The following is a 24063-nucleotide window of genomic DNA, read 5'->3' as shown; positions in this document are numbered from 1 at the left end:
GCGTTGGGGCGTTGGAGAACGCGGGTGTGAGTGTCCAATGGACGGCCGTGGCTACGATCCCGCGAAATGGTCCCTGTAATGCCATCTGTAACGACATCACGCTCTGATCCGTGTGCGTGGACGGCACAGGGGACGACGTTTTTTCCCCGGCCAGATGATCGGCTCGATCGACCTACCCGGCGGACCCTACTCTCTTTTTTGACCTCTCCGACCATGCATATCGTTTCTCGATTCGTCATTGCGTTGTCCCTCCTCGTCGCGCTGCCCGTGGGCGCACAGGCGCAACCGGCCGATAGAACGGTTTCCGACACTATGCCACTCGATCCCGACGGCACGGTCCGTGTCGAAAACCATGACGGTAAGATCAACGTCTCCGCATGGAACCGAAGCGAGGTGCAGTACGAGGCGCGCATCGTACACGAAAACCAGGAAACCGTGGACGACACCCGCATTCAAACGAATGCCTCCGACGACGAGGTGGAAATCAAAAGCGATTTCGATAACGTCGAAAAGAGCGGATTCTGGGGCAGCCGATCGGTTCCCGAGGTACACTACTCTCTCCGCGTCCCGGTCAGGGCCTCGGTCGAAATCGACGATCACGGCTCCTCTATTCGGGTCGAGGGCGTACAGGGCGAAGTGGAGATCGACAGCCATGACGGCGCCATTCAACTCGCCCGTCTCGCAGGTCCGGTCCGCATAGACACACATGACGGCGCGATCGACCTGACGGATGTCGACGGCGCGGTCGAGGTCGACTCGCATGATGGTGACCTGACGGCCTCCGGTCTTCGTGGCCCCCTGACCGTCGACACACACGACGCCCGGATCGACGCGTCCTTCGCCTCGCTCGACGGCCCCGTGGAAATTGATAGCCACGATGCACGCGTTCGCCTGACGTTGCCGGTCGACGCCGCATTCACCCTGCGCACGGATCTCGGCGAAGACGGCGACGTGGACGTGCAGCCGGAAATGGCTCTCACGTCCATGGACGACGGTGAGATCGAGGCGACCGTCAACGGTGGCGGACCCGAGATCTACGTGTCCGCCCATGATGGGTCACTGCAGATCGAGACGCGATAGCAAGGCAGGCTGCAAAATTCACGAATGCCCCACAGCCGCCATGCATACACGGTCGGATCGAGCCGTACGTACGAAGTGGAGGTTTAGGACGTGACTGTGCCTCCGCCTCAAACCCACTTTCTCGTTTCGATCTGTACAGATTATGGCCCACGAACGCACGCTCGCCATCCTCAAACCGGACTGTGTCCGTAAAGACCTCATCGGTGAAGTCCTCCGCCGAATCCAGGAAGCCGGTTTCGCCATTCGTGCCCTCAAGATGGTGAACATGACGAAAGCGGAAGCAGAAGGCTTCTACGCCGTGCATGAAGGCAAGCCGTTTTTCGACGACCTCACGGACTTCATGTCGAGCGGTCCGTGCGTGCCCGTCGTTCTGGAAAAGGAGAACGCAATTGCCGACTTCCGTGAGCTGATCGGCGCCACCAACCCGGAAGAAGCCGACGATGGCACGATCCGAAGCGATTTCGCAGACTCTATCGGCGAAAACATCGTCCACGGATCGGATTCCGTAGAAAACGGTCAGAAAGAGGCCGGGTACTTCTTCCCCGAGCACGAGATTGTCGCCAACAAGGCCTGACCGGGCCCAGCGGTCTCCGGTTGCCGCTACAGACCCATTAAAAAAGCGTCCTTGACGGCCTCCGCATGAATGGAGCGCGTCAGGACGCTTTTCTTTGTCTTCCCCGTATCGCGGCTCTCGGCATGCTGCAGACCGCGTCGGGATGAGTCGGCACGGATGAGACGTCCAGGATTAGCCCGTGCCTTTCACCGGCGTTGTCGCGGGTCGACGCCCGGAGCGATCTTTTCCCTTCTCGGCGGTCTGCTCGGCCTTTGCCATCTCCTCCCGCGCCTTCTGGATCTGCTCCTTCGACTCGTCGCTGCGCCACAGGATCGCGTAAATGACCTCAGCATAACCGCCCAGAATGAGAAGCGGCGCGACGTAAAGAGAGATGGTCCCGAGGAACTCATTCTCCAGGCGCATCACGGCAAAACCAATTGCGATCATCGCCACCCCGATCCCGAGGAGCGCGTAATTTCGCTTCTCGAACACGAGCGGAGACGAAGGACCGCGCTTGCGAGACTTCGGCATGAGATTGGGTTGAGTGAATAAGTGCAGGTAGATCACCTGCTGGCAAACACTGGAAATGAATACGGCCTGGCGGCGAGGGACCCGCAACGTGCCAACACCGGGGTCCGGCTCCGTCGGTCGGATCGTTCGACCGTGAACAAAAGTACAGTCCCTGTATGAACCGATCCGGCTCGCATCCCCGGCCGTCCCTCGGCCGCTATCGACGGTGCCCGAAACCAGAGCCGTGACCCAAGGTTCCGACGGCTTGCTTCGTCCGTTCCCCTTCTGCGATCGTCTTCGCTTTTTGCTGCAACACTCTGCCCTTCATGCGCTTTCTCTCCCGATCGGTCCGCCGTTCCGCCGCCGGCGTCCTTCTCCTCCTCGTTGCCGTAACCGTTGCTCTCTTCGCAGCGACCGATGCCGGCAACGTCGGTGCGACCTTCCGGTCGGCGGTTGCGCCGGATGACCGATCCGCGCCCTCCCCGACCCGCGCTGCGGCCCCTGCGGCACCAGCCCCGACGCCTCCAGCACCGCCGTCTTCAGCCCTGACCGCCGAAATCGACCGGCTGCTCGAACGATGGCAGGCCGACCGCGCCTTCTGGGGGATTTCCGTCATTAACCTGGAGACGGGCGAACCGATCTACGAGCGAAACGCCGACCGCGCCTTCCTCCCCGCCTCGAATCAGAAGATCATCACGGCCGCCACGGCCCTCGAAGCGCTCGGCCCTACGTATCGCTACCAGACGGAGCTCCGTTTCGACGGCACAACGGAAGGAAGCACGATGCGCGGCGACCTAATCCTCGACGGTTCGGGCGACCCCACGTTCGGATCGACCGAAATCCGCGGGGAGGATCCGCTGCGCGCCTGGGCCCGACGGCTCGCCGACATGGGTGTGGAGCGGATTGAAGGGCGACTCATTGGCAATGACAACCGGTTCGACGACCGCCCCTACCCCGAAGGGTGGGACGTCGACTACATTACCAAGCAGGCCGGACGCTACATGGGGACGAGCGCCGGCGGCATCGCATACAAGGACAACGTCGTTTCCGTGCGCATCGCGGCCTCACGTCCGGGATACCGGCCCAACGTCCGCATCCGCCCCGAGGGCGCCGTGCGCCTCCAGAACGAATCGCTCACGAGCCGCCGCTGGCGTGGCAGCACGCTGCAGGTCGATCGGCTGTTCGACAGCAACGAACTCGTCATGACCGGCTCCGTCGCCCGATCCTATCGCGGCACGGTCACGGTTCCCGTCAGCAACCCGACCACGTTTGCACTGAACACCTTCGTCACGTACCTTCGCGACGAAGGCATCGAAACAGATCTGTCGGTCCATGACGTGGACGACCTCGACACGCGACTGCCGAGCGCCGACGCCCTCTTCGTGCACCTGTCGCCCCCGCTGTCGGAGATCGTAGCGATCATCAACAAGCAGAGCAATAACTTTTACGCCGAGCAGGTCTTTCGGACCTACGGATGGGGCGGTTCCTCTAAAGGCGGGTCTCGACGGACGAACGCCTTCCTCCGCCGTGCCGGCATCGACACCGATCTCTTCCGCGTGTACGACGGATCGGGGCTGTCGCGAAAAGACCTCGCCACGCCGGGCGCCATGGTCGACCTGCTACGCCATATGAACTCGCACGACGCCCGCGACGCGTTTCGATCGTCTCTTCCCGGCGGCGGCGAAAACAACACCACACTCGAGCACCGTCTACGCCGGGCGCCGGTGTTTGCAAAAACGGGCTCCCTCCGCTACGTTCGTGCGCTCAGCGGGTACGGCCTGCGGCCCGACGGAACGCCCATTGCGTTTGCCATTTTCGCCAACAACTACACCGGCCCGTCCTACCAGATCACCCGCACGATCGACGACGTGGTTCGCGCCGTGACGCTGCGCTGAGTGCGCGCCCCGTCCCCGCCCTCGCCCTCCGTCCCCCTTCTTTCGACGTTCCTCTGTGCCCACTCGCGTCCGCCACCTCCTGATCGGGGCCGCTACCTTTCTTACCCAATGGCTGGTCCTCGGACGCCTCACGCTCTGGGGAGCGTACCCGGACGTCGTCCTTCTCTTCGTCGCCTGGTTCGCCCTTCGAACGGGGCGTCGGCAGGGCGCGATCGCCGGCTTCGGCCTTGGACTGCTGCTCGACGCCATCTACGGGACGTGGGGCGTCCACGCCTTCGTTAAAACGCTGCTCGGCTTTCTGCTCGGGTTCTTCGCCGTCGACGAACGGGACTCGATCACGATCCAGCCCACCCAGGCATTCCTGGGCGGGCTGGTCATAGCGCTCGTCCACAACGGACTGCTCATCGCCTTTCTTTCGCTTCAGACGGACGCGACGAACGACTTCCTCGTGTTCGGCCTGTGGTTCGGCTCGGCGGTCTACACCGCCTGCGTGGCCGGGATGCTGCGGCTTTTCGCCTGAAGTAGTCCAGGCGCCGACCGGGCACGCCTCCGACCGGACCCGCCTACGACCTGCCAAAGGCCGCCAGGATGCGCTGGTGGGTGTCGTCTCCCTCGTCCAGGGCGACGAGCGGAAGCCGCACGTGCGGCGTCATCACGCCGTCGTCGGCCAGCACAGCCTTGACCGGCACCGGGTTGGTTTCGAAAAAGCATGCCCGCATCGCTGGAAGCAAGTCAAAGTGCTGCTCCCGGGCGGCCTGCAGGTCGCCCTCGAGCGAGGCCGCGACCATCGAGCAGAACCTATCCGGCTCGGCATTGCTGATGACCGAAACGCATCCGTCCCCTCCGAGCGTACAGATGGGCAGCGACATCTCATCGTCCCCCGCGTACACCGCGAACCCATCGGGACGATTCGCCAGGATGTCGGAAATCTGAGCCAGATCCCCGGAGGCCTCCTTCACGCCCACGACCTCCTCAACGGATCGAGCCAGTGAAAGCGTTGTCTCCGCGCGTATATTGAAGCTCGTCCGACCCGGCACATTGTACAGGATGATCGGCGCCTGCGTGGCCGTTGCGATCGCCTTCACGTGCGCTGAAAAGCCTTCCTGCGATGGCTTGTTGTAGTACGGACCGACCACGAGCAGCCCGTCGGCGCCTGCCGCCACGGCCTCTTTCGAAAACGTGATGCTCTCTCGGGTATCGTTCGTCCCGGTCCCGACTATCACGGGCACGCGGCCATCGGCCTTCTCGATGCTGGCCTCGACCAGGGCGCGCCGTTCCTCATGTGTGATGGTCGGGTTTTCGCCCGTGGTTCCGAGAACCACCAGGCCGGCGACGCCACCGTCGATCTGGGCATCGATCAGCCGTTCGAAGGCATCCAGGTCGACCTCGTCGGACGACGTGAACGGAGTGACAAGGGCAGGAGCGACGCCGCGAAAGAGCATCTCAGACATGTACAACTACCGGTCGTTGAGAAAGAATCGTGGATGGTAAAGGGCCAGCCGTTGCAGGCAGCCGCTGCAGCTGACGCGCAGGCTCACCCCGCATCGCCAACCCAGTCGTCCAGCACGTCTTCGAGCGTAAAGAGCCCCGTGCGCCCGACCAGCCATTCAGCGGCCTTGAGCGCACCGAACGCAAAGCCATGCCGGCTCTTGGCCCGGTGCTCCAGCGAGATCCGGTCGTACGGGCTGTCGAATCCCACCGTGTGCTCGCCGTACACGCTACCGGTCCGCGTCGAGCTGACGTGAAGCGCTTCCGGATCAATACGATCGTGCTGGGCTTCCGGGTCGATGTGCGTCTTGCGATCCAGGTGTTCGACGAGCAGTTCGCCCAGCATCTGCGCCGTACCGCTCGGGCTGTCCACCTTCTTCGTATGATGAATCTCGTGCACGAACGCATCGTAGTCCGGCAGTCGATCGAGCAACGGGCCGACTGAAGCCACCGCGCGTCGTAGCACGGCAACACCGATTGAAAAGTTCGGCGCGTAGAGGAGTGATGCGTCGTGCTCGTGGACCCATTCGCGGACGCGGGGCAGCCCGCCGTACCAGCCCGTGGTGCCGACGACCGCCGGGACGCCGTTCCGGCAATACCACCGGATGTGATCAAGGGCAACGCCCGGCAGGGAGAAATCGATCGCGATGGACGCCCGAACGTCTTCCGGGGCGGCAGAGGTCAGCGGGCGATCGGCGTCGAAACGGGCTGCAATCTCGTGTCCGTGAGTTTCGGCGAGCGCCTCCACGGCCTGTCCCATTTGCCCGGTTCCTACAAGGGCGATTCGCATGACACACGGTTCGGATAGGGATGTAGACGAATGAACATCCATAGTCTACCGGCAGCGCGAGACAGTGTAAAGCACGAACCGGGTCCCGGCAGGCGACGTTGTAGATACGGACGCCGGAAAGCTGGCCTATCGAGGCAGTCCTGCCTCATAAACTCTTCTGGCTTGCCCAGAAGGACACCCGTACACCATCGTGGAGAGTCTGCAAATCTTCGCCCGCATATGGAACGCGGTGTGCGCGGCCATGTATAGCGTCCTCGAAACAGCAACCGCGGCGCGGGCAACTGTCCCGTCTGCGCTTTTCGACAACACGGGGCTATAGCTCAGTTGGTAGAGCGCTTGCATGGCATGCAAGAGGTCCGGGGTTCGAATCCCCGTAGCTCCACTCTAAGGCCTCGGGCCGGTTCCTCCTCCCTCTCCCGCCCACCGGCTCGGGGTCGTCTTTGCCACCCGGTACTGCATCCGCAGTGCCGGGTTTTTCATTGGCCTTTGCCGCCGCGCGGGACCCGGCCCAGGCTTCTCCTCCGCTACGTGGTGTCTTCACTGTTCGCGTCATCGATGGACAGGATGGTTCCGCGGTCGCCCAGTCCGTTCGTGAATGCATCGACGAACCGCTGGACCTCGGACGCCCGTACGCCGACCACCAGCTCGGTGACCTCGGCGTACGTGCGGTCGATCACCTTGATGTCGAACCGGTCCAGTACGCGGGACGCCGGGGACGTGTCATCGTAGGCGAACCGGACATGCACCGGCACGCGAACGACCTTTTGCACGATCCGGGCCCTGTCGAGCACTGCTCGCGCGGCATCGCTGTACGCGCGGATCAGCCCTCCCGTCCCGAGCTTGGTCCCGCCGTAGTACCGCGTCACGACAATCGCTGTGTCGGTCAGGTCGTGGCCGTCGATCTGGCGTAGAATGGGCGGGCCCGCTGTGCCACTCGGCTCACCGTCGTCGTTGTAGTGGAACGTGTCTCCGTCACGCCCCACGCGGAAGGCGGTGCAGTGATGCGTAGCCGAGTGCTCCCGCTCGCGCACCTCGTCGTACCAGTCCTCCGCTTCTGAACGGCTGGAAACAGGGTGCACCTCCGCAATGAAGCGCGAGCCATCCACGTGGATCTCCGCTCGGGCGGGTCCGGCAATCGTCTGGTAGGTATCCGACACGGAAACGGAACGTCTGGCGAGAACACACGGTCGACGGAAACGGCGGTGCGTTAGAAGGACAGCCCGAACCGGTCCTCGAACGTATCGCGGCGGCGGCGACTCACGTCCAGACGTTCGCCTGTCACGAGCCGAACCACGTAGCGATCGTTGTAATTGGGCTCCACCGACTCCACGAAGTCGAGATTTATGATCGTCGAACGGTGGATGCGGCAAAATCGAGACGGGTCGAGCTGCTTCTCGAGGGCCTTCATGCTCTCACGAATGAGATGCTTCGACCCGTCGGCCGTGTGCAACTCCGCGTATGGCCCGTCCGACTTGACGTAGGCGACGGTGGATGACGGTACGATGCGAATCTCCTTCGCCTTCCGGACGGGAATGCGTTCCAGGTATTCCTCCCCGTTGCTTGAAGGCACTCCCTCGCCTTCCTGAGACGTAGCGCGTTCTGCATCGTCCAGACCGGCCCCTTCGACCTTACCGGTTGCCTTCAACAGGTCCAGAAGCCGATCCCGCGCGGCATCTACCGCTTCGAGGTGTATATGTCGACGGGCACGGTCCAGCGCTTCGTAAAAACGATCGTCTTCGAACGGCTTCAGCAGGTAATCGATGGCCGCCACGTCGAACGCCTGCAGCGCGTGCTGGTCATAGGCCGTGATGAAAATGGTGACCGGCATCCGTTCGGGGCCGACTGACTGAACGACGTCAAAGCCGTTGAGTCCCGGCATCTGAATATCGAGGAGGACCACGTCCGGGTCATGCTCTTCTATCGCCGACACGGCCTCCCTGCCGGTGCTCGCCGTCGCCACGATCTTGGCATGGTCGCGATGCTCGATAAGATCGACGAGGCGCTGTCGGGCAGGCCGTTCATCGTCGGCAATGACAACGCGGAGGGGTTCGGTGGACATGGAGGGAGGATCGGGAATGCGGACAAAGGAACGACAAATGCAGCATCGAGGCGCCCCGCCGTGGGGGGACGTTCGGCATCAACCGGCCGAGTGGGTCTGTAGCGGTCGCGGCGGTGCGTCGGGGACGTCCACGGGTTCGGTGTGAAACGGAAGCCAGATCTGCGCCGCCAGCCCCCCGGTCGTGGACGGGCGGAGGCTGAACCGATGATTTTCGCCGTAGAGCCGTTCCAGGCGCTCGCGCACGTTTCGAAGCCCGATGCCGTTTGATGTATCCGGCAGACCGTCTCCCGACAGGGTCCTGCCGGTGCCGTCACCGTCATCCTCGACCGTGAGGCGCAGATAGGGTCCCGAACGAAGGGCGGAAATGCGAACGGTTCCAGGGGTCTCGCGAAGGCTGATGCCGTGCTTGATGGCATTTTCCACGAGAGGCTGGAGAATTAAATCCGGCACCAGCGCACCGCGCACCTCCTCATCGACGTCCGTTTCCACCCGGAGCCGGTCCGAAAACCGGACGTGCATGATCGCGAGGTAATCGTTGAGGACGTCGAGTTCGCGCGACAGCGGTACTTCGTCGCGGCCGGAACTGTCGAGCGTGTGGCGGAGCAGGGCGCTGAGCCGGGCCACCATGGTGCGAACGCCTTTGGGATCCCGCTCGACCAGCCCGGCAATAGCATTCAGGGTGTTGAAGAGAAAGTGTGGGTTGATCTGCATCCTCAGCGCCTGCAGCCGCGCCTCAGTGAGGTCGGCTCGAAGCTCCGTCGCCTGCAATCGACGATCCTGCAGACGCACGTAATAGGCTCGCGCGAAGCCGATCGAGAGGATCGTCATATAAAGCACCAGTTCCCACAGAAAGCGCAGGCTCAGGATGTCCTCCAGCGTCTTACTCAGTGATGCTGCGATCGAATCGACCGGATTCCGCAGGGCGAACACATACTGGCGGAGAAGATCCGTGTAGGCATCCATAAACACGATGACGGAAAACCCGGCCAGGACGTGTACTGCCACGCGCTGCCAGGGCTTCCATCGGCCGTTTCGGCCCAAGTGAAGGCACAACCAGAATACGACGGGTGTGATGCACGCCCATACGACGTACTCGAGCATCCAGGCCATGGCTTCGCCCGACTGAAAGACGGGCTCTGAACGGTCGGCGTCGAGCATCGACCGGACGATCAGAATGGCCAGAAAGAGCCCCCAGGCACCGAAAATAACGACCCACTCGTGCCGGAAGGACTGTCGGAAGAGACGACGATTCATGCGACCGGTAGCAATGGACTGCGGTGGTTCGGCGGAATCTATGACTACGTTCCCCTACGATGGCGGCCGGAAATTGCTTCCCCGGCGGAGTATGTCCGGCCGTTTGACGCCCGACGCGGATGGCCTCCCCCGGCATCGACCTGCCTTTATCGGCGCTCAGCCGCTTTTTCCTGAAACGCGCCTCTGGCCCCATTCGGAGCATCCCGCCTCTCGTACGGCCCTGGATTCCGCTTATAACAATTGCATGCCCGCTCCTTTCACAACACACCATCGTCATAATCCAATCGGGTGGGCGCACGTACGAGCCGATGAAGTGACCCGACGTCTTTATCTTCCAGCCTGCCCCTGTCGATGACCACCGGACGAATTTCCACTTGGCTTGTCGCCGCCCTCTTTGTTGGTGTCGGCATCATGACCGGATGCGGTTCGTCCGGGGACGACGACGCCCGCGGCGGCAATCAGGGCTGGGGCGGGGATCGGGGCGGAAAGACACCGTCGGTCGAAGCGGTCCAGGCGCGCTTCGGTGCGTTGCCGCTCCGCGAGCGTATGAGCGGCACCGTCTACGCCCGCAATCAGGTGCAGATCTACCCGGAGATTGGAGCGCGCGTCGTTGCCGTCAACGTTCAGAACGGAGATCGCGTCCGGGCCGGTGAGCCTCTTATCCGGCTGGAGTCGGACACATACGAGCAGCGCGTGAAGCAGGCCCGGGCGAGTCTTCGCATTGCCCGGGCGAACGCCACGTCAGCCGAGGCACGATTGAAGGAACTTCAGTCCCAGCTCCGCCGCGCGGAGCGTCTGGCTGAGAACCAGTTTCAGAGCGAGCAAGAACTTGAATCCCTCCGAGCGCAGGTGCAAGGCGCCGAAGCGGATCTCGAGCAGGCACGCGGGCAGGTCGAACAGGCAGAGGCTACCCTCGACGAACGCCGGTCCGACCTGAGTCGCACGGTGGTTCGCGCGCCGATCAGCGGGTCGGTCGGACAGCGTAATGTCCAAGTCGGTCAGCGCATCGGCCCCGAGACGCGCATTTTCACGATGGGCGACCTCGAGACCGTTCGTGTCGAGATCGGCATCTCCGATCGAATGATGGGCAAGATCGAGCCGGGCCAGACGGCCCAGATCACGGCGCCGTCCCTCGGCGACACGGTGATCACCGCAGCGGTGACGCGCATCTCCCCGTTCCTCTCGAATGACAGCTTCAGCGCCGAGGCCGAGATCGAAGTCCCGAATTCCGGCGGCGCCTTGCGTGCCGGAATGTTTGTGAAAGTCGACGTCCTGTACGGCGAGAGCCAGGAAGCAACGCTCGTCCCGCTTGCCGCGCTGTACGAAGACCCGGAAACCGGAGCTCGTGGCGTGTTTGTCGCGCCGACGCTCGGCACGGAGGTGCCGGTGCCGTCCCCCGATTCCTACAATGAAGACGAGGCCCCGGCGCTCTCCGCTCCGACACCGACCACGTTCAAGCAGGTGGAAATCCTTGCGGAAGGCCAGGCAACCGCGGGGGTGAATGGGATCGAACCGGGACAATGGGTCATCACGGTCGGACAGAACCTTCTTAGCACGGCCAGTGGCGAACGGACCGACGCCCGCGTCCGGGCCATGCCCTGGTCGCGCCTTATGGCGCTGCAGCGGCTGCAGGACACCGATCTGCTGGACCGGATCATGAAGCGACAGCGCGAGGCCGCCCGCCAGCGCTTCGGTACGGCGTCGACCGATCGCGACTCGGCCGCCGACACCACCGACACCGCGTCGAGCCGCCAGGTACCCGCCTCCTCCCCGGCGACACCGGATACGGCCAACGTGATGTTGACCTCCGGCTGACGCACGTCCGCTGCTCTCCCCTCGCGCCGTTTCCGCTGCCCAACGCCTCTCCGAACTCTCATGGCGCTCTACGACACTTCCATTCGCCGCCCGGTCGCGACCGCGATGACGTTCCTCGTCATCATCGTCGTCGGCGTGGTCAGCTTCCGCTACCTCCCGGTTGATCTCCTCCCGGAAATTGAGTACCCCCGCCTGACGGTCTACTCCAACTACGGCAACGTCGGGCCGGAAGAGGTTGAGAAGATTATCACGGACCCGATTGCAAATGCCGTTTCCGGCGTTCCCAACGTCGAGCGGCTGACCTCCAGTTCGGAGGAAGGCGCCTCGCGCGTCAGCCTCGAGTTTGCCCAGGGGACCGACCTTGACGCCGCAGCCAACGACGTTCGCGCATCCCTCGACCGCATCCGCGATGACCTTCCCGTAGAGGCCGAGCCGCCGGGCATCTGGAAGTTCGATCCGAACAGCCAGGAAATCGTGTCGATCGCGGTGGAATCCAGTCGCGACCTGGAGTCGCTCACCCGACTCTTGGACCGCGACGTCAGCCGGCAGTTCGAACAGATTCCGGGCGTCGGCACCATCAACGTCCGGGGCGGCATCTACCGCGAGATCCGCATCAATCTTGAGCGGGACCGGCTGGCCGCCTACAACCTCTCGGCCTCGGAGGTGCGCAACGCCATCGGTCAGTCGAACGTCGCCCTGCCTGGCGGAAACGTAAAAGAAGGACTGAGCGATCTCTACGTTCGGACGCAGGGGGAGTACGAAAGCCTCGACGAGATCCGGCAGACCGTCATTACGACGCGCGAGGGCGTGCCCATCCGCGTTCAGGACGTGGCCGAGGTGAAAGACGGGTTTGAGGATCTCGACCGGATTGTGGAGCTGGGCGGCGTGCCCGTCCTGAGGATGGAGATCCAGAAGCAGAGCGGTGCCAACACGGTGTCGGTCGCCGAGCAGATCCGCGAGGAGGTTGGCCGCATCAATGCCACGCGATCGGACGTCCAACTGACGGTCGTAAGCGACCAGAGCCAGTTCATCCGCAAGTCAATCAACAATGTCCAGAACTCAGCGATCTGGGGGTCGCTGCTGGCCATCTTCGTCCTGTACACGTTTCTCCGCAACGGGTCGACCACGTTCATCATCGCGCTGTCGATTCCGATCTCGATCATCGCGACGTTCGGGCTGCTCTACTTCAATGACCTGACGTTGAACCAGATGACGTTCGGCGGGCTGGCGCTCGGGGTGGGCCTGATCGTCGACAACGCGATCGTGGTCCTTGAGAACATCATTCGAAGACGGGAGGAGGACGGGTTATCCCTGAAGGAGGCCGCGTCCGTCGGCACGCGCGAGGTGGCCGGCGCCATCATCGCGTCGACGCTGACGACATCGGTCATCTTCCTCCCGCTCGTCTTCGCCCGGACCACGACTGCGGCGCTGTTCCAGTCGCTCGCCCTGGTGGTGGTCTTCGCACTCGTGTGCTCGCTCCTGGTCGCCCTGACGCTCGTCCCGATGATGGCGAGCCGCTTTCTCACGGTCGACCCCGGCGACACGGTCGCGTCCTCGCGCGCTACGGAAGCGAGCGCGTCGGACACGGGTGCCGATCCTGCCGAGAAGAAGCAAGAAGACCAGAAGTCCTGGTTCCAGCAGGCCTTCATCGGCCTCGAAAACAAGTACTCGGACGTGATCCGGAATGCCCTGCAGCGTCGGCTGCTCGTCTTCGGCGTGACGGTCGCGCTTCTCGTCGGGGCGATGGCACTCTGGCCGCTGATTTCGGTCGAGCTGGCGCCGCAGACCGAGGCGAACCAGATCGATGTCGACCTCGAAATGGCCGAGGGGACGAATATCGCGGTCGTCATGGAGTACCTCGACCAGCTGGAGAAGCGGGTCGAGCCAGTCCTTCCCCGCGAAGACATGGAGCACTTCGTGAAGCAGGTGCGCCCGTGGGGCGCGGAAGTGGAAATCCAGCTCAAGCCGGCCGGCGAGCGGTCTACCGATAGTTACGAGCTCGCAGCCCAGATCCGGGAGGTCGTGCAGGGCCAGGTGCCGGGTGCGGATATACAGGTGCAGGCCCAGTCCGGCCTCTGGATTCTCCGCCGCATCTTCAGCTCCGGTGGGGGGAGCGAGGCGCTGCAGGTGGAGCTTCGCGGCTATGACCTGGAGCAGGCGCGCAAGATCAGCCAGCGCATCAAGTCGCGCCTCGAGACGATTGACGGCGTGGCCAACGCGCGCACCGGTCGCCGCGAGGGACGTCCGGAGCAGAACATCCGCTTTCTCCGGGACAAAATTTCCGCACTCGGGCTAACCACGCAGGAGGTCGCCCAGGCCGTCCAGACGAACGTTGGTGGCAGCCGAGCGGCCGTCTTCCGGGAGGGCGGCGACCAGTTTCCGATCACGGTCCGCCTCCGGCCCGAGGATCGCCTTTCGGTGCAGGACCTCGACAACGTGTCGATCCAGACGCCGGGCGGACAGGCCGTCCCGATCTCTTCCCTGATTAGCAGCCAGCGTGGTCGCGGTCCCACAGACATTCGCCGAATCAATGGGCAGCGCGTGACCTACATTTCGGCGACTCTGGAATCCGGTGCCGTGCTCGGTGAGGTCGTTCAGCGTGCTCGTGCCGATCTCGCGCAGATGGAGATGCCGGACGGCTTTTCCATCCAGTTTGGCGGGGAATACCGCGAGCAGCAGAAAGCGCAGACGGACTTTCAGATTGCCGTTATCATGGCCCTGATTCTGATTTACATGGTGATGGCTGGACAGTTTGAGCGCTTCCTCGACCCACTCATCGTGATGTTCAGCGTGCCGCTGGTCCTGATCGGTGTATTACCAACCCTGGTGATCACCAACACCACGGTCAACATCCAGAGCGTTATGGGACTGGTAATGTTGATCGGCATCGTCGTGAACAATGCCATCGTGCTTGTCGACTACATCAACCTGATGCGGCGAGAGCGCGGGCTCGGGCTCATCGACGCAGTGGCGGAAGCAGGCCGTCTGCGCCTGAGGCCAATCTTGATGACCACGCTCACAACCGTGCTCGGTCTCGTTCCACTTGCCCTCGGTATCGGGTCGGGCGCCGAGATTCAGGCGGCACTCGCCCGCGTGGTGATCGGGGGCCTCATCGCATCGACCCTCGTCACGCTCGTGCTCATCCCGGTGGCCTACGTCGCAGCCGACAAAGCTTCGGAGCGCGTCCGAGCCCGCCTTCCCAACTGGAGTTGGCTGCCGACCGCCGAGCGCATCCGGCCGGGACAGGCCTGAGCCGGCTCGACCGATGAGAACCGCGAGGCCCGACCACCCATCATGTCGTACAGACGTAAAATCGACAAAGGAAGAGGGAGAGACGACCGTTCGCGTCTCTCCCTCTTCCTCGTTTGTCATGCTCGCCCGGATCGTAGCCGGTGACCGGCGCGGCATCATCGATGGCGCGGGATGACTATCCCCGGATCTCCGTGACCAGCTGAATTTCCTTCAGGACGGCTTGCACCTCGAAGCACTCCTCGAAGGTGCCCTCGTACACATTCGCCTTTCCTTCGGTGTGCACGGTCCAGGCCAGCTTCTCCGCGCGCCCCTTCGAACAGCCGGTCGCCTTCACGATCTGGCGAATCACTTCCTCGAAGGTGTGAACCTCATCGTTGAAGAGGATCACCTTCCAGGGATGGTCCGTGCCCGTGCCGTCGTCATCTTTCTCGAGGACCTCGACGTCCGGGGTCGCAGGCTCCACCTCCGGCTCTGCGGGCGAAGACGGGCCCTGTCGCGGCCACGTGAAAAAATGTAAGCAGTGATCCATGCGCGTTATCATATCGACGATTTCGTGCCGGTGGATGCTACCAGAGCGGTTCGGACGGACGACACACGTTACGCCGCTTCCGGCTCGACCCGGGACAGCTCGATCTCGAAGTTCTCCGTCACCGGATTGGCCAGGAGCTGCTCGCACGCTTCGGTCGCTACGCGCCGCGCCTCCTCCTCGTCCGTCGTATCGATCCGGATCTCGGCGTGCTTACCCATTCGCACGTCGTCAACCTGCCTGAATCCGAGGTTTTGAAGCCCATGATGAACCGTTTTTCCCTCCGGGTCGAGGATGGACGGACGGAGCGTAATAGAAATCGTGGCTTTGAACATGGACACAGAGTAGGAGTCAAAAACAGAATGATGGGAACGGGTCGGCCGGGGGGCGCAGAGGACCGCGTTACGGCGCCTCATCTGGCACGGGCGTCGTCAGGGCGTCGATGAGCTGATACACGGCCCGGCCGATGCCGAAGCTGAGGTACGTTGCGAACACAATCAGAAGCCCAAGTTCCTGCAGCGCAACGATAAGCACGCCGGCGAACACGTAGGCGGCCGTCTTCCTCGGGTGAGCACGCATGTAGCTGATGGTCGGTTTCGGAATGGCGTCGAAGCGGATGCTCGACACCATGAGGGCCGACAGGATAACGACGACCGTCAGCAGGACGGGGATGCTGTCGAGGTGCAGAAGCGACGCCCACGAGGAATTCTCTGCCGCAAGCACGAGGGTCACGATCGCGATGGCCTGCCCGGGAATGGGCAAGCCCTCGAAGTAGTCTTTCTTCTCACCCTGGCCGTAAGCGACGTTGTAGCGAGCCAGCCGAACGCCCCCGCAAAGGGCGGGAAGCGCGGCAGCAATCATGCCGATCGGGTCGAGCGTTTCAAGGCCGTAGGTATACACCAGGAAGGCCGGCGCTACACCGAACGAAACGATATCGCTGAGCGAGTCGAGCTCGACGCCAAAGGGGCTTGCGGCATTCGTCAGGCGCGCCATCATACCGTCGAGCAGGTCGAAGAAACCCGCCATGACGATGAGCCAGCAGGCCATGGTTACCGCACCCACATGAACCTGCGTGATGGCGAGAAACCCACAGAACAGGTTCATGAGCGTGAAGAACGACGGCACAGCCACACGTGGCGACGGCCGGGGGCTTCGCTGCCGTTTGCGTGCCGCTCGGTAGGCGCTGAGTCGCCGGCGAATGCGCTTCTTTCCCGACCGATCGGAGCCGGGGGAGGGTGCCGCGGCTCCGTTCGTACGTTCGCGCCCTCCGGACGACGAAGACGCGTCGCGATTCCCGGAGGCCGGTTGCGAGGCTGTGGAAGACATGCGAGGGCGGGAAGTCTGCTCGATGAGACGTGGGGAAAGCCGGCGAGCATGTGGCCCGACGGGGATAGGGACCAGGAGCCTCAGGCTTCCGGCGGAGCAGTGGACGACGCGTTTGCCTCAACGGCCGACGCGGACTCCACTGCGTGTTCGGGAAGGGAGCCGAGGATGGTCTCGCCTGCCGTGGTTCGGTCCCCCACCGCCGCCTGTACGTCGATGTGGGGCGGCACGTGGACGTCCATGCGCGAACCGAACTTCACGATTCCGAAGCGCTCTCCGGCGACAACGGCGTCTCTTTTCTCCAGGTGGTACTCGATGCGCCGCGCCACGGCTCCCGCGATCTGCTTGAACAGGATCCTCGTGCCGCTCTCGTGCTCGATGCCGATTTCCGACCGCTCATTCTTTTCGCTGGCCTTGGGGTGCCAGGCGACCAGGTAATCCCCGGGAACGTAGCGAACGTACTGAACGACCCCATTGGCCGGGACGCGGTTCACGTGCACGTTGAGGGGCGACAGGAAAATCGAGATCCGCGTGGACGGCCCCTCGAGGTACAGCGGTTCGTCTTCCTCCACGATCTCGACGATCTTGCCATCTGCCGGGGCAACGAACGCAAGACCTTCCCGCGCCGCCGCCGGTGCCGTCCGGTCGGGATCGCGGAAAAAGTACAGTGTGAACAGGATCGCGCCCATACCGACGGCAAGTACGCCTGCGCGCAGGAACCATGCGTCGATCCACAGGGCACCGGAGCCGACGAGGAGGCCAAGGACTACGGCACCGGCTATGATCGAATAACCTTCGCGAGCGAACACGAGCGGAAACGTCTGGAGGTCTGGAAAGAAATCGTTCGAGGGGCGAATACAGCGGGACTCAATCCGTGACGACCGGAGACGGCGTCCCGTATGCGTCGGCATCAAAGACGAAGTCTGATAGCGGCTGACGCTCCCGCTCCTCGCGTTCACGCCGGGCGAGCTTCTCCGGAAGGTCCTCCGGGTCACCCAGGTAGCCGACCGCGAGACCCGTGACCGGCTCTGCGTCCTCCGGAAGGTCGAAGGTATCCCGGATCACGTCGGGCAAAATGCCGGCCATCTGGTGAACATAAAGGTCCAGTCGGGCTGCTTGCAACGTGAGAAAGGCGCTGGCAGCACCGAGATCGTGCCGGGCATGGCGATTCGGCTTTCCGTTTCGGGAAAAGCTTGTTTGCACGAACCCCAGCATCAGGACCGGAGCGGTCTTCGCCCACGAACGGTTGAATTCGTTCAGGCATCCGAGAACGCGGTCGTAGCCGTCCTCGTCTTCACGGGTGGCAACCACATACCGCCAGGGCTGCTCGTTGTAGGACGACATCGCCCACCGCGCCGCATCAAGAAGCCGGCGCATATCCTCGGCAGGAACGGATCGGTCGGCGAAGGCGCGCGGGCTCCAGCGCTTCTGAATCTCATCGAGAACGCCGGTCATCGTATCGGCGCGCTTCGCTGCAGACAGATCCATCGGTTCGGTCACGATCACTCATCAGGTTCATTCAAAAAAGAGACCGGCGACGGCACGGCGCCCCGGTCTCGGCGCTATCGCATGTACCTTTCGTGCGGCCAGAAGTTCGCCCGCAGGGACCCGCACGGGCACCCGAACAGCACTTACACCCGAGCAGCCGGGGAAGCCCGATCTCCGCAAAGACAGATGCCTGCCCGCCGGCCCCGGGCGATATCCGCACCGGACGATCGAATGCTACTGTTCGTCTCCGATACCCGAGAGAGTCTGAGTTGAGGTGCCAGTAATCGACATCTGCATATCCATCGTCTGCCCCCGCGCATCAATGGTTGCGTCCGCCTCCATCTGCTGATCGAGGTTCACGTTCGTCATCATCCCCGATACGAGATCGACCCGGGCCGTACCGCTCATCGTACCCGTCATGTTCATCGACATCTTTCCACCCCCCATTTCCATGGGTTCGGCATCATCCGGGGTGTAGACGTCCATGGCCACATCAAAGTAGGCGGTGTCGGTCTCGACGCGTGTTAGCGTGTATGTCGCGTCCATCGTCATCGGGAACGCCATCTTCATTTCGCTCTTGACGTCCCACGAATCCCCGATGGCGACCGGACCGTCCGGGTAAAAGTTGAACGTCTGCATGTTCTGCGTAAAGTTCTCCTGGGACAGGGTCTCCTCAAGGATCTTGCGCTGGGCCTCCGACATCGCCTCGTCCTGCATCCGCTGCATCAACGCGTCTACGCCCTCCACGCTCTGAATTTGGCCTTTGGGTGTCATCGTCACGCGGATCGGCATATTAACCATCGCAGTCATCTGATCTCCGAGTTGACTGGCCTCTTCCTCGTTGTTCGTGTCGAACGACTGCGTACCGCTCATCGGATTTTCCGTCTTCCCGCGGACGCGCTGAAGTGTTTGCTCAAGCGTCATCGTCCCCTCCTCGTCGCGCGACAGGATGCTGTAGCCGTAATCGTACGTCATCGTCTGCTGCATCTGCATGGACTGCCCCATCATATTCATGTCGATCGACTGGTCCATCGACATGCTACCGTTGAATGCATCCCCCTCGTCGAGGCGAATGCTGAGCAGATACGCGTCGCCCTCCTTCCAGACGGGCGTCGACGTGGAGGAACAGCCCGCCAGCGTCAACAGAGCCGCGGCGAGAACGAACACGCCGAGCGTGCGGATACGGTTGAAGTATGTCATATTAGTCGTGCGATCGATAAGAAAAGGGAATGAGGACATCTCCTGCGCGCGACCCCGAACGCGCATACGAGTGGTCATGCTAGACCGGAACCGGAGGGGTTGCGTCGTCGGGGCGACGCCGTTACTTCGAGTCGGGTGCCGGCGCGACGGTCCCCTCCTGTTCAAAGGTAGAGGTAAGCGAGACCTGGACGTTCAACTCGCGCGAACCGGACCGGATGAGACCGCTGCCTGACACCGTTTGCTCCCGCCGTGTCAACAGCGGGAAACCGGTCCGGCGGTCCAGTTCCATCTGGACGTCCCGAGATCCGCTCAGGTCAACGTCGCGAAACGGTCCCTCGATGGTGCCCCGCACGCTATCCGCCGTGAGGGAGCGGACGTCGCCCTGCCCGCTGACAAAGACGCGATCGGCAGCCAGCGAGTCCAGCCGGAGCCGTCCGTCGAAGAGGGTCGGGACGAGCAAGGACGTTGCCGACGTCACGGTCCACGTCGAGCCCGGCGCGACCGGCCGGCTCGTGTAGGCGTAAAACGCGGACTCGTAGTCCTGGGCGAGATCCTCGGGGGGAAACGTTTCACGGAAGTAGGCGCGGATCGTGTCGCGTTGCGTCCGCGACTGCACGCCCGCGAGGTCCGCCATGTTGTTGTAAAGCGCATCCATCCCTTCCGTAATCACGACCTGGCCCACGGGAGAGATGCGCATCTGAAGCGGGACGTTTGCAAGCCCGGCCATTCCTACAGCCAGATCGCTCTGCGGCGTCGCGTCGGGGTCGTCGCTGTCAAACTCTTCAAACGAGTCCGGGCCTTCCTGCGAGAGACGAAACCGGGTGGAGGTGACCTGGGCGCCAAATCCCCCGTCGTCAAAGACCGTGTCCACGCGGATTTCAGCGTCCTCGCGGATGATCTGCAGGATCTCGACGGTCTGCCCCATGATGGTCATCTCGATCGTCTGATCGAGCGTGCTCTGAACCTCGTACACATCCCCGGTCGTCGGGGTAAGCAGAAGGGGCTGCGGCTGCGTTTCGTCTACGCTCTGACCGGCGCCGCCGCACCCCGCGAGGATGAGCGTACAGACGACCGAAAGAACGAAAAAACGAACGGTGCGGGGCATGAGCCGAGCGACATTCCAGCAGTAAGACTTGATGCGTACAAATAAGCGAACGAAGCACGACCGAATGCAACGATCCGTTCTGAAGCACACGACAACTTCACCGCGAGGACGGCCCCCCACCGGCGCACGGCCGTGCGACGGTGGGGCCGTGCGACGGTGGGGGGCTCCGCTTCGCTCCGTGATTGCCGGATGATATACCCCGCTTCGGACATTCTGCCGCATCGAGACAAGAAGCTATCGCGAAAGGTAGAGGTCTTTCATTTCATACGGTCGGGCGAAGTGTTTGTCGGTCAAGGTGTCGACGAAAGCGATCGCTTCACCGGTCGACTTCATTTCCGGGCCGAGCTCTTTCGGCACTTCGGGGAATTTGTCCCAGGAGAAGACGGGCTCTTTGATCGCAAAGCCTTCGAGGCTGGACTCCAGCATGCCCCTCTCGCGGAAGGTGGCGATTTTCTCGCCGAGCATGACCTGCGTCGCAATGTTGGAAATCGGAATGCCGGTCGCCTTCGCAACGAACGGCACGGTCCGGGACGCGCGCGGATTGGCTTCGATGACGAACACCTTCTCGTCCTTGATCACCATTTGCACGTTCAACAACCCGACCGCCTCAAGCTCCAGGGCGATCTTTCGGACGTATTCGCGGATGGTATCCTGCACCTCTTGCGACAGGCTGTACGGGGGAAGAACCGCCGTCGAGTCGCCGGAGTGCACCCCGGCTGGCTCGATGTGCTGCATGATGCCCGTGATCCAGACCTCGTCACCGTCACACACGGAATCCACGTCGACCTCGATCGCGTCCTCCAGAAATCGATCCAGCAGGATATGATTGCCCGGGAAGACGGACAGAATGTTGTCGACGTACTCCGCCACCTCGTCCCGGTTGATGGCAATGCGCATCCCCTGACCGCCGAGAACATAGCTCGGGCGAATGAGGATGGGATAGCCGATGTCGTCGGCCACGTTGACCGCCTCCTTCACGCTTTTGGCCATGCCGTAGGGCGGGAACGGGACGTCCAGCCGGCGCAGCGTTTCGGAAAACTTGCCCCGATCCTCGGCCAGCTCCATCTTGTCCTGGCTCGTGCCAAAGATCCGGATGCCTTCGTCGACGAAGCGTTCGCCCAGCTTGAGCGCGGTCTGGCCGCCCAGCTGCAGGATCACGCCTTCGGGCTGCTCGTGGTCGATTACGTCGAGTACGCGCTCCCAGAACACGGGCTCAAAGTAGAGCTTGTCGGCAACATCGAAGTCGGTCGAGACCGTCTCCGGGTTGCAGTTCAGCATCAGCGCTTCGTAGCCGAGCTCGCGAGCGGCGTGCACCCCGTGGACGCACGAGTAGTCAAACTCGATGCCCTGCCCGATCCGATTCGGCCCGGAGCCCAGGATCAGGACTTTGTCTTTCGACGTCACCGCGCTCTCGTTAAACGTCTCGTAGCTGGAGTAAAAGTAGGGCGTCTCGGCGGGAAACTCGCCGGCGCAGGTGTCAACCAGCTGAAAGGTCGGCGTGACCTGGAGGCTCTTCCGGTAGTCCCGAACCGCGTGGTCGTCCACCTCGTCTGGCACGAGATACGCAATTTGCTCATCGGAAAAGCCATGCCGTTTGTAGCGTCGCATCCGGTCGGCGTCGATCTCGTCGAGCGGCGTGGCGCGGATCTCATCCTCGACGTCCACGAGGTCCTGGATCTGGTGGAGAAACCAGGGATCGATCTTCGTGACGTCGTGCACCTCCTCGACACTCGCGCCGTAGCGGAACGCGTGGCGCACATGCAGCAGGTGATCCCAGTGCGGCTTCTGCAGGCGCTCCCGGACGTAATCACGGTCAGCGTCCGGGCGATCCGCCCCCAGGCCGGCGTACCCGATCTCCAGACTCTGACAGGCTTTTTGCAGGCTTTCGGGAAAGGTTCGGCCGATCGACATGACCTCGCCGACGGCCTTCATCTGCGTCGTCAGCTCTTCATCCACGCCTTCGAACTTCTCGAAGTTAAAGCGCGGAATCTTGGTTACGACGTAGTCGAGCGACGGCTCGAAGCAGGCACTCGTCGTGCCGGTGACCTCATTCGGGAGCTCGTCGAGCGTGTACCCGACGGACAGCTTGGCCGCCACCTTGGCGATCGGGTATCCCGTGGCTTTCGATGCCAGGGCGGACGAGCGCGATACCCGCGGATTGATCTCGATGACGATCATTCGCCCGGTCTCCGGCTCGACGGCGAACTGAATGTTGCAGCCGCCGGCGAACGTTCCGATCGAATTCATCGCCAGGATCGCCGCATCACGCATCCGCTGATACTGCCGGTCGGTCAGGGTCTGCTGTGGCGCGACGGTGACGGAATCCCCCGTATGCACGCCCATCGGATCGACGTTCTCGATGGACGCGATGATGATGACATTGTCGTTGTTGTCCCGTAGCAGCTCAAGCTCGTACTCTTTCCAGCCGAAGAGGCATTCCTCGATCAGCACCTGGTGGACCGGGCTCATCTCCAGCCCTCGCGTCACCTTGGACTCGAACTCCGCCTCCGTCCAGACGATGCCGCCACCGCTCCCGCCGAGCGTGTACGATGGACGGATGACGATCGGTACGCCGCCCAGATCCTGCGTGATCTCTTTCGCCTCGAGCAAACTCTTCGCCGTCCGGCTCCGCCCCTGGTCGAGACCGATCTCTTCCATCAGGTTGCGAAACTCCTGTCGGTCCTCCGTCCGCTTCACCGCTTCGATGTCGACGCCGATCACGTCGATCCCCCGCTCCTCCCAGAAGCCCTCATCCTTCAGGTCCTGTGCCAGATTCAGGGCCGTCTGCCCCCCCATCGTTGGGAGGACCGCGTCGGGATCCTCCTTGTCCACGATCTCGCGGATCGACGCCGGCGTGAGTTCCTGCAGGTACACCTTATCGGCCGTCATCGGGTCCGTCATGATTGTCGCCGGGTTCGAGTTGACGAGCACCACCCGGTAGCCTTCGTCCATCAGTGCCCGAGACGCCTGGCTACCGGAATAGTCAAACTCGCACGCCTGACCAATGACAATCGGCCCGGAGCCGATGAGAAGAATGGTTTCGATATCGGTGCGCTTCGGCATGGGTCGTGTTTCTGGGAAAAAACGGGTTGGCGGCGGGACAGGATCGTACAGCTATATCGAACGATGTCACATCAGGCGCTCCAACGCATGCAGCGCCGTCACATTCAAACATTCACACATACAAACATCCACACATTCACACGACCTCACCCTCCCTCCTCCTCCGGGGCGGGTGGAGGAAAGGTCACCGGGATCTCGACCTCCGACGGAACCGGGCCCCGGTCGACCCTCGCCGGCTCAAAGCCAAGCTGCTGAACGACCTCCAGCGCGACGCGCTCAAGCGACCGATGACCGCCCTGCACGATGCGCATCCGGGTTGCCCGCCCGCGGACAGTCACGATCGCACGCACCCAGACGGTGCCGAAGGCATTGGCCTCTTTCGCATCCTCCGGGTAGGTCGTAAGGGCGTACACCTGCTCCATCCCGCCGATAATCTGCGGGGCGGAGTCCACCGAGTCGACGACATACATGTCAAGCCCCTCGGCGGTTGGCTTGGAGCCGCCGCAGGCTGACAGCAGCAGGACAAACGCCGGCGCCGCGACCAGTAAGGCGAAGAGGATTGATGTCCGGCCGGAGCGGGACGGGGAACAGGATTCGGGCGGTGCGAGCGACGACATGGGTTCGGGCAACGATCGAGGGGGGTAGGCGGTATCGGTTGACGG

At 62.8% G+C, this 24063-nt stretch carries 21 protein-coding genes and 1 tRNA gene; 7 read left to right on the top strand and 15 right to left on the bottom strand.

Features of this window, described 5'->3' with window-relative positions:
* The first annotated feature begins 213 nt into the window (after nucleotides 1-213).
* Nucleotides 214-1080, top strand: a complete 867-nt coding sequence (locus tag ACFCU0_RS00720) for a DUF4097 family beta strand repeat-containing protein (RefSeq protein ID WP_434971734.1) — start codon at nucleotides 214-216, stop codon at nucleotides 1078-1080.
* A gap of 142 nt (nucleotides 1081-1222) precedes the next feature.
* A complete protein-coding gene (ndk, locus tag ACFCU0_RS00715) occupies nucleotides 1223-1654 on the top strand; it encodes a nucleoside-diphosphate kinase (protein WP_434971733.1) in 432 nt (143 codons plus the stop codon).
* 171 nt (nucleotides 1655-1825) lie between these two features.
* Here ndk and ACFCU0_RS00710 read toward each other — a convergent pair whose 3' ends face one another.
* Nucleotides 1826-2164, bottom strand: coding sequence for a DUF3098 domain-containing protein (locus ACFCU0_RS00710; protein ID WP_434971732.1), 339 nt, complete (start codon nucleotides 2162-2164; stop codon nucleotides 1826-1828).
* Between the two features lie 305 nt (nucleotides 2165-2469).
* On the opposite strand from ACFCU0_RS00710, the gene dacB reads away from it, so the two are divergent.
* Together dacB and mreD are read left to right on the top strand one after the other, a co-directional pair.
* Complete coding sequence (gene dacB / locus ACFCU0_RS00705) at nucleotides 2470-4038, top strand: D-alanyl-D-alanine carboxypeptidase/D-alanyl-D-alanine endopeptidase (RefSeq protein ID WP_434971731.1); 1569 nt, start codon at nucleotides 2470-2472, stop codon at nucleotides 4036-4038.
* 55 nt (nucleotides 4039-4093) lie between these two features.
* Nucleotides 4094-4558: a rod shape-determining protein MreD gene (gene mreD, locus ACFCU0_RS00700; RefSeq protein ID WP_434971730.1), complete on the top strand. Its 465-nt coding sequence runs from the start codon at nucleotides 4094-4096 to the stop codon at nucleotides 4556-4558.
* Between the two features lie 43 nt (nucleotides 4559-4601).
* Here mreD and dapA read toward each other — a convergent pair whose 3' ends face one another.
* The gene (dapA, locus tag ACFCU0_RS00695; protein ID WP_434971729.1) at nucleotides 4602-5489 is read right to left on the bottom strand and encodes a 4-hydroxy-tetrahydrodipicolinate synthase; all 888 of its coding nucleotides are present in this window, start codon (nucleotides 5487-5489) and stop codon (nucleotides 4602-4604) included.
* Between the two features lie 83 nt (nucleotides 5490-5572).
* Nucleotides 5573-6316 carry a 4-hydroxy-tetrahydrodipicolinate reductase gene (gene dapB / locus ACFCU0_RS00690; protein ID WP_434971728.1) on the bottom strand — a complete coding sequence of 248 codons (744 nt, stop codon included), beginning with the start codon at nucleotides 6314-6316 and terminating at the stop codon, nucleotides 5573-5575.
* A gap of 309 nt (nucleotides 6317-6625) precedes the next feature.
* Here dapB and ACFCU0_RS00685 point away from each other — a divergent pair.
* Nucleotides 6626-6698: transfer RNA gene (locus tag ACFCU0_RS00685), tRNA-Ala, on the top strand.
* 142 nt (nucleotides 6699-6840) lie between these two features.
* Here ACFCU0_RS00685 and ACFCU0_RS00680 read toward each other — a convergent pair.
* The 3 genes from ACFCU0_RS00680 to ACFCU0_RS00670 form a co-directional block, all read right to left on the bottom strand.
* Nucleotides 6841-7473 carry an IMPACT family protein gene (locus ACFCU0_RS00680; protein WP_434971727.1) on the bottom strand — a complete coding sequence of 211 codons (633 nt, stop codon included), beginning with the start codon at nucleotides 7471-7473 and terminating at the stop codon, nucleotides 6841-6843.
* A gap of 50 nt (nucleotides 7474-7523) precedes the next feature.
* A complete protein-coding gene (locus ACFCU0_RS00675) occupies nucleotides 7524-8375 on the bottom strand; it encodes a LytR/AlgR family response regulator transcription factor (RefSeq protein ID WP_434971726.1) in 852 nt (283 codons plus the stop codon).
* A gap of 78 nt (nucleotides 8376-8453) precedes the next feature.
* Nucleotides 8454-9629 (bottom strand): sensor histidine kinase, encoded by a 1176-nt coding sequence (locus ACFCU0_RS00670; RefSeq protein ID WP_434971725.1) that lies wholly within the window; start codon nucleotides 9627-9629, stop codon nucleotides 8454-8456.
* 351 nt (nucleotides 9630-9980) lie between these two features.
* Between ACFCU0_RS00670 and ACFCU0_RS00665 the strand changes: the two genes are divergently transcribed.
* Together ACFCU0_RS00665 and ACFCU0_RS00660 are read left to right on the top strand one after the other, a co-directional pair.
* A complete protein-coding gene (locus tag ACFCU0_RS00665; RefSeq protein WP_434971724.1) occupies nucleotides 9981-11444 on the top strand; it encodes an efflux RND transporter periplasmic adaptor subunit in 1464 nt (487 codons plus the stop codon).
* A gap of 60 nt (nucleotides 11445-11504) precedes the next feature.
* Complete coding sequence (locus ACFCU0_RS00660; RefSeq protein ID WP_434971723.1) at nucleotides 11505-14696, top strand: efflux RND transporter permease subunit; 3192 nt, start codon at nucleotides 11505-11507, stop codon at nucleotides 14694-14696.
* Between the two features lie 175 nt (nucleotides 14697-14871).
* On the opposite strand, the gene ACFCU0_RS00655 is transcribed toward ACFCU0_RS00660, so the two are convergent.
* From ACFCU0_RS00655 to ACFCU0_RS00615, 9 genes are all read right to left on the bottom strand, one after another.
* Nucleotides 14872-15225, bottom strand: a complete 354-nt coding sequence (locus tag ACFCU0_RS00655; protein WP_434971722.1) for an ATP-dependent Clp protease adaptor ClpS — start codon at nucleotides 15223-15225, stop codon at nucleotides 14872-14874.
* A gap of 68 nt (nucleotides 15226-15293) precedes the next feature.
* Nucleotides 15294-15557, bottom strand: coding sequence for a phosphoribosylformylglycinamidine synthase subunit PurS (gene purS, locus ACFCU0_RS00650; protein ID WP_434971721.1), 264 nt, complete (start codon nucleotides 15555-15557; stop codon nucleotides 15294-15296).
* A 67-nt stretch (nucleotides 15558-15624) separates the two neighbouring features.
* Nucleotides 15625-16548 (bottom strand): CDP-diacylglycerol--serine O-phosphatidyltransferase, encoded by a 924-nt coding sequence (pssA, locus tag ACFCU0_RS00645; protein ID WP_434971720.1) that lies wholly within the window; start codon nucleotides 16546-16548, stop codon nucleotides 15625-15627.
* 80 nt (nucleotides 16549-16628) lie between these two features.
* Nucleotides 16629-17456, bottom strand: a complete 828-nt coding sequence (locus tag ACFCU0_RS00640) for a phosphatidylserine decarboxylase family protein (RefSeq protein ID WP_434971719.1) — start codon at nucleotides 17454-17456, stop codon at nucleotides 16629-16631.
* The gene (locus ACFCU0_RS00635; RefSeq protein WP_434971718.1) at nucleotides 17413-18033 is read right to left on the bottom strand and encodes a nitroreductase family protein; all 621 of its coding nucleotides are present in this window, start codon (nucleotides 18031-18033) and stop codon (nucleotides 17413-17415) included. The genes ACFCU0_RS00640 and ACFCU0_RS00635 overlap by 44 nt, the downstream gene beginning before the upstream one ends.
* 234 nt (nucleotides 18034-18267) lie before the next feature.
* Nucleotides 18268-19233, bottom strand: coding sequence for a DUF6263 family protein (locus ACFCU0_RS00630; RefSeq protein ID WP_434971717.1), 966 nt, complete (start codon nucleotides 19231-19233; stop codon nucleotides 18268-18270).
* 121 nt (nucleotides 19234-19354) lie between these two features.
* Nucleotides 19355-20338 carry a DUF6263 family protein gene (locus ACFCU0_RS00625; protein ID WP_434971716.1) on the bottom strand — a complete coding sequence of 328 codons (984 nt, stop codon included), beginning with the start codon at nucleotides 20336-20338 and terminating at the stop codon, nucleotides 19355-19357.
* A gap of 234 nt (nucleotides 20339-20572) precedes the next feature.
* A complete protein-coding gene (carB, locus tag ACFCU0_RS00620) occupies nucleotides 20573-23401 on the bottom strand; it encodes a carbamoyl-phosphate synthase large subunit (RefSeq protein ID WP_434971715.1) in 2829 nt (942 codons plus the stop codon).
* A gap of 146 nt (nucleotides 23402-23547) precedes the next feature.
* The gene (locus tag ACFCU0_RS00615) at nucleotides 23548-24018 is read right to left on the bottom strand and encodes an energy transducer TonB (RefSeq protein WP_434971714.1); all 471 of its coding nucleotides are present in this window, start codon (nucleotides 24016-24018) and stop codon (nucleotides 23548-23550) included.
* Nucleotides 24019-24063 lie beyond the last annotated feature (45 nt).

Origin of the sequence: Longibacter sp., assembly GCF_051155795.1 — a bacterium.
Taxonomy (GTDB): Bacteria; Bacteroidota; Rhodothermia; order Rhodothermales; family Salinibacteraceae; genus Longibacter.
This window is presented reverse-complemented; position numbering and strand designations above follow the sequence as displayed.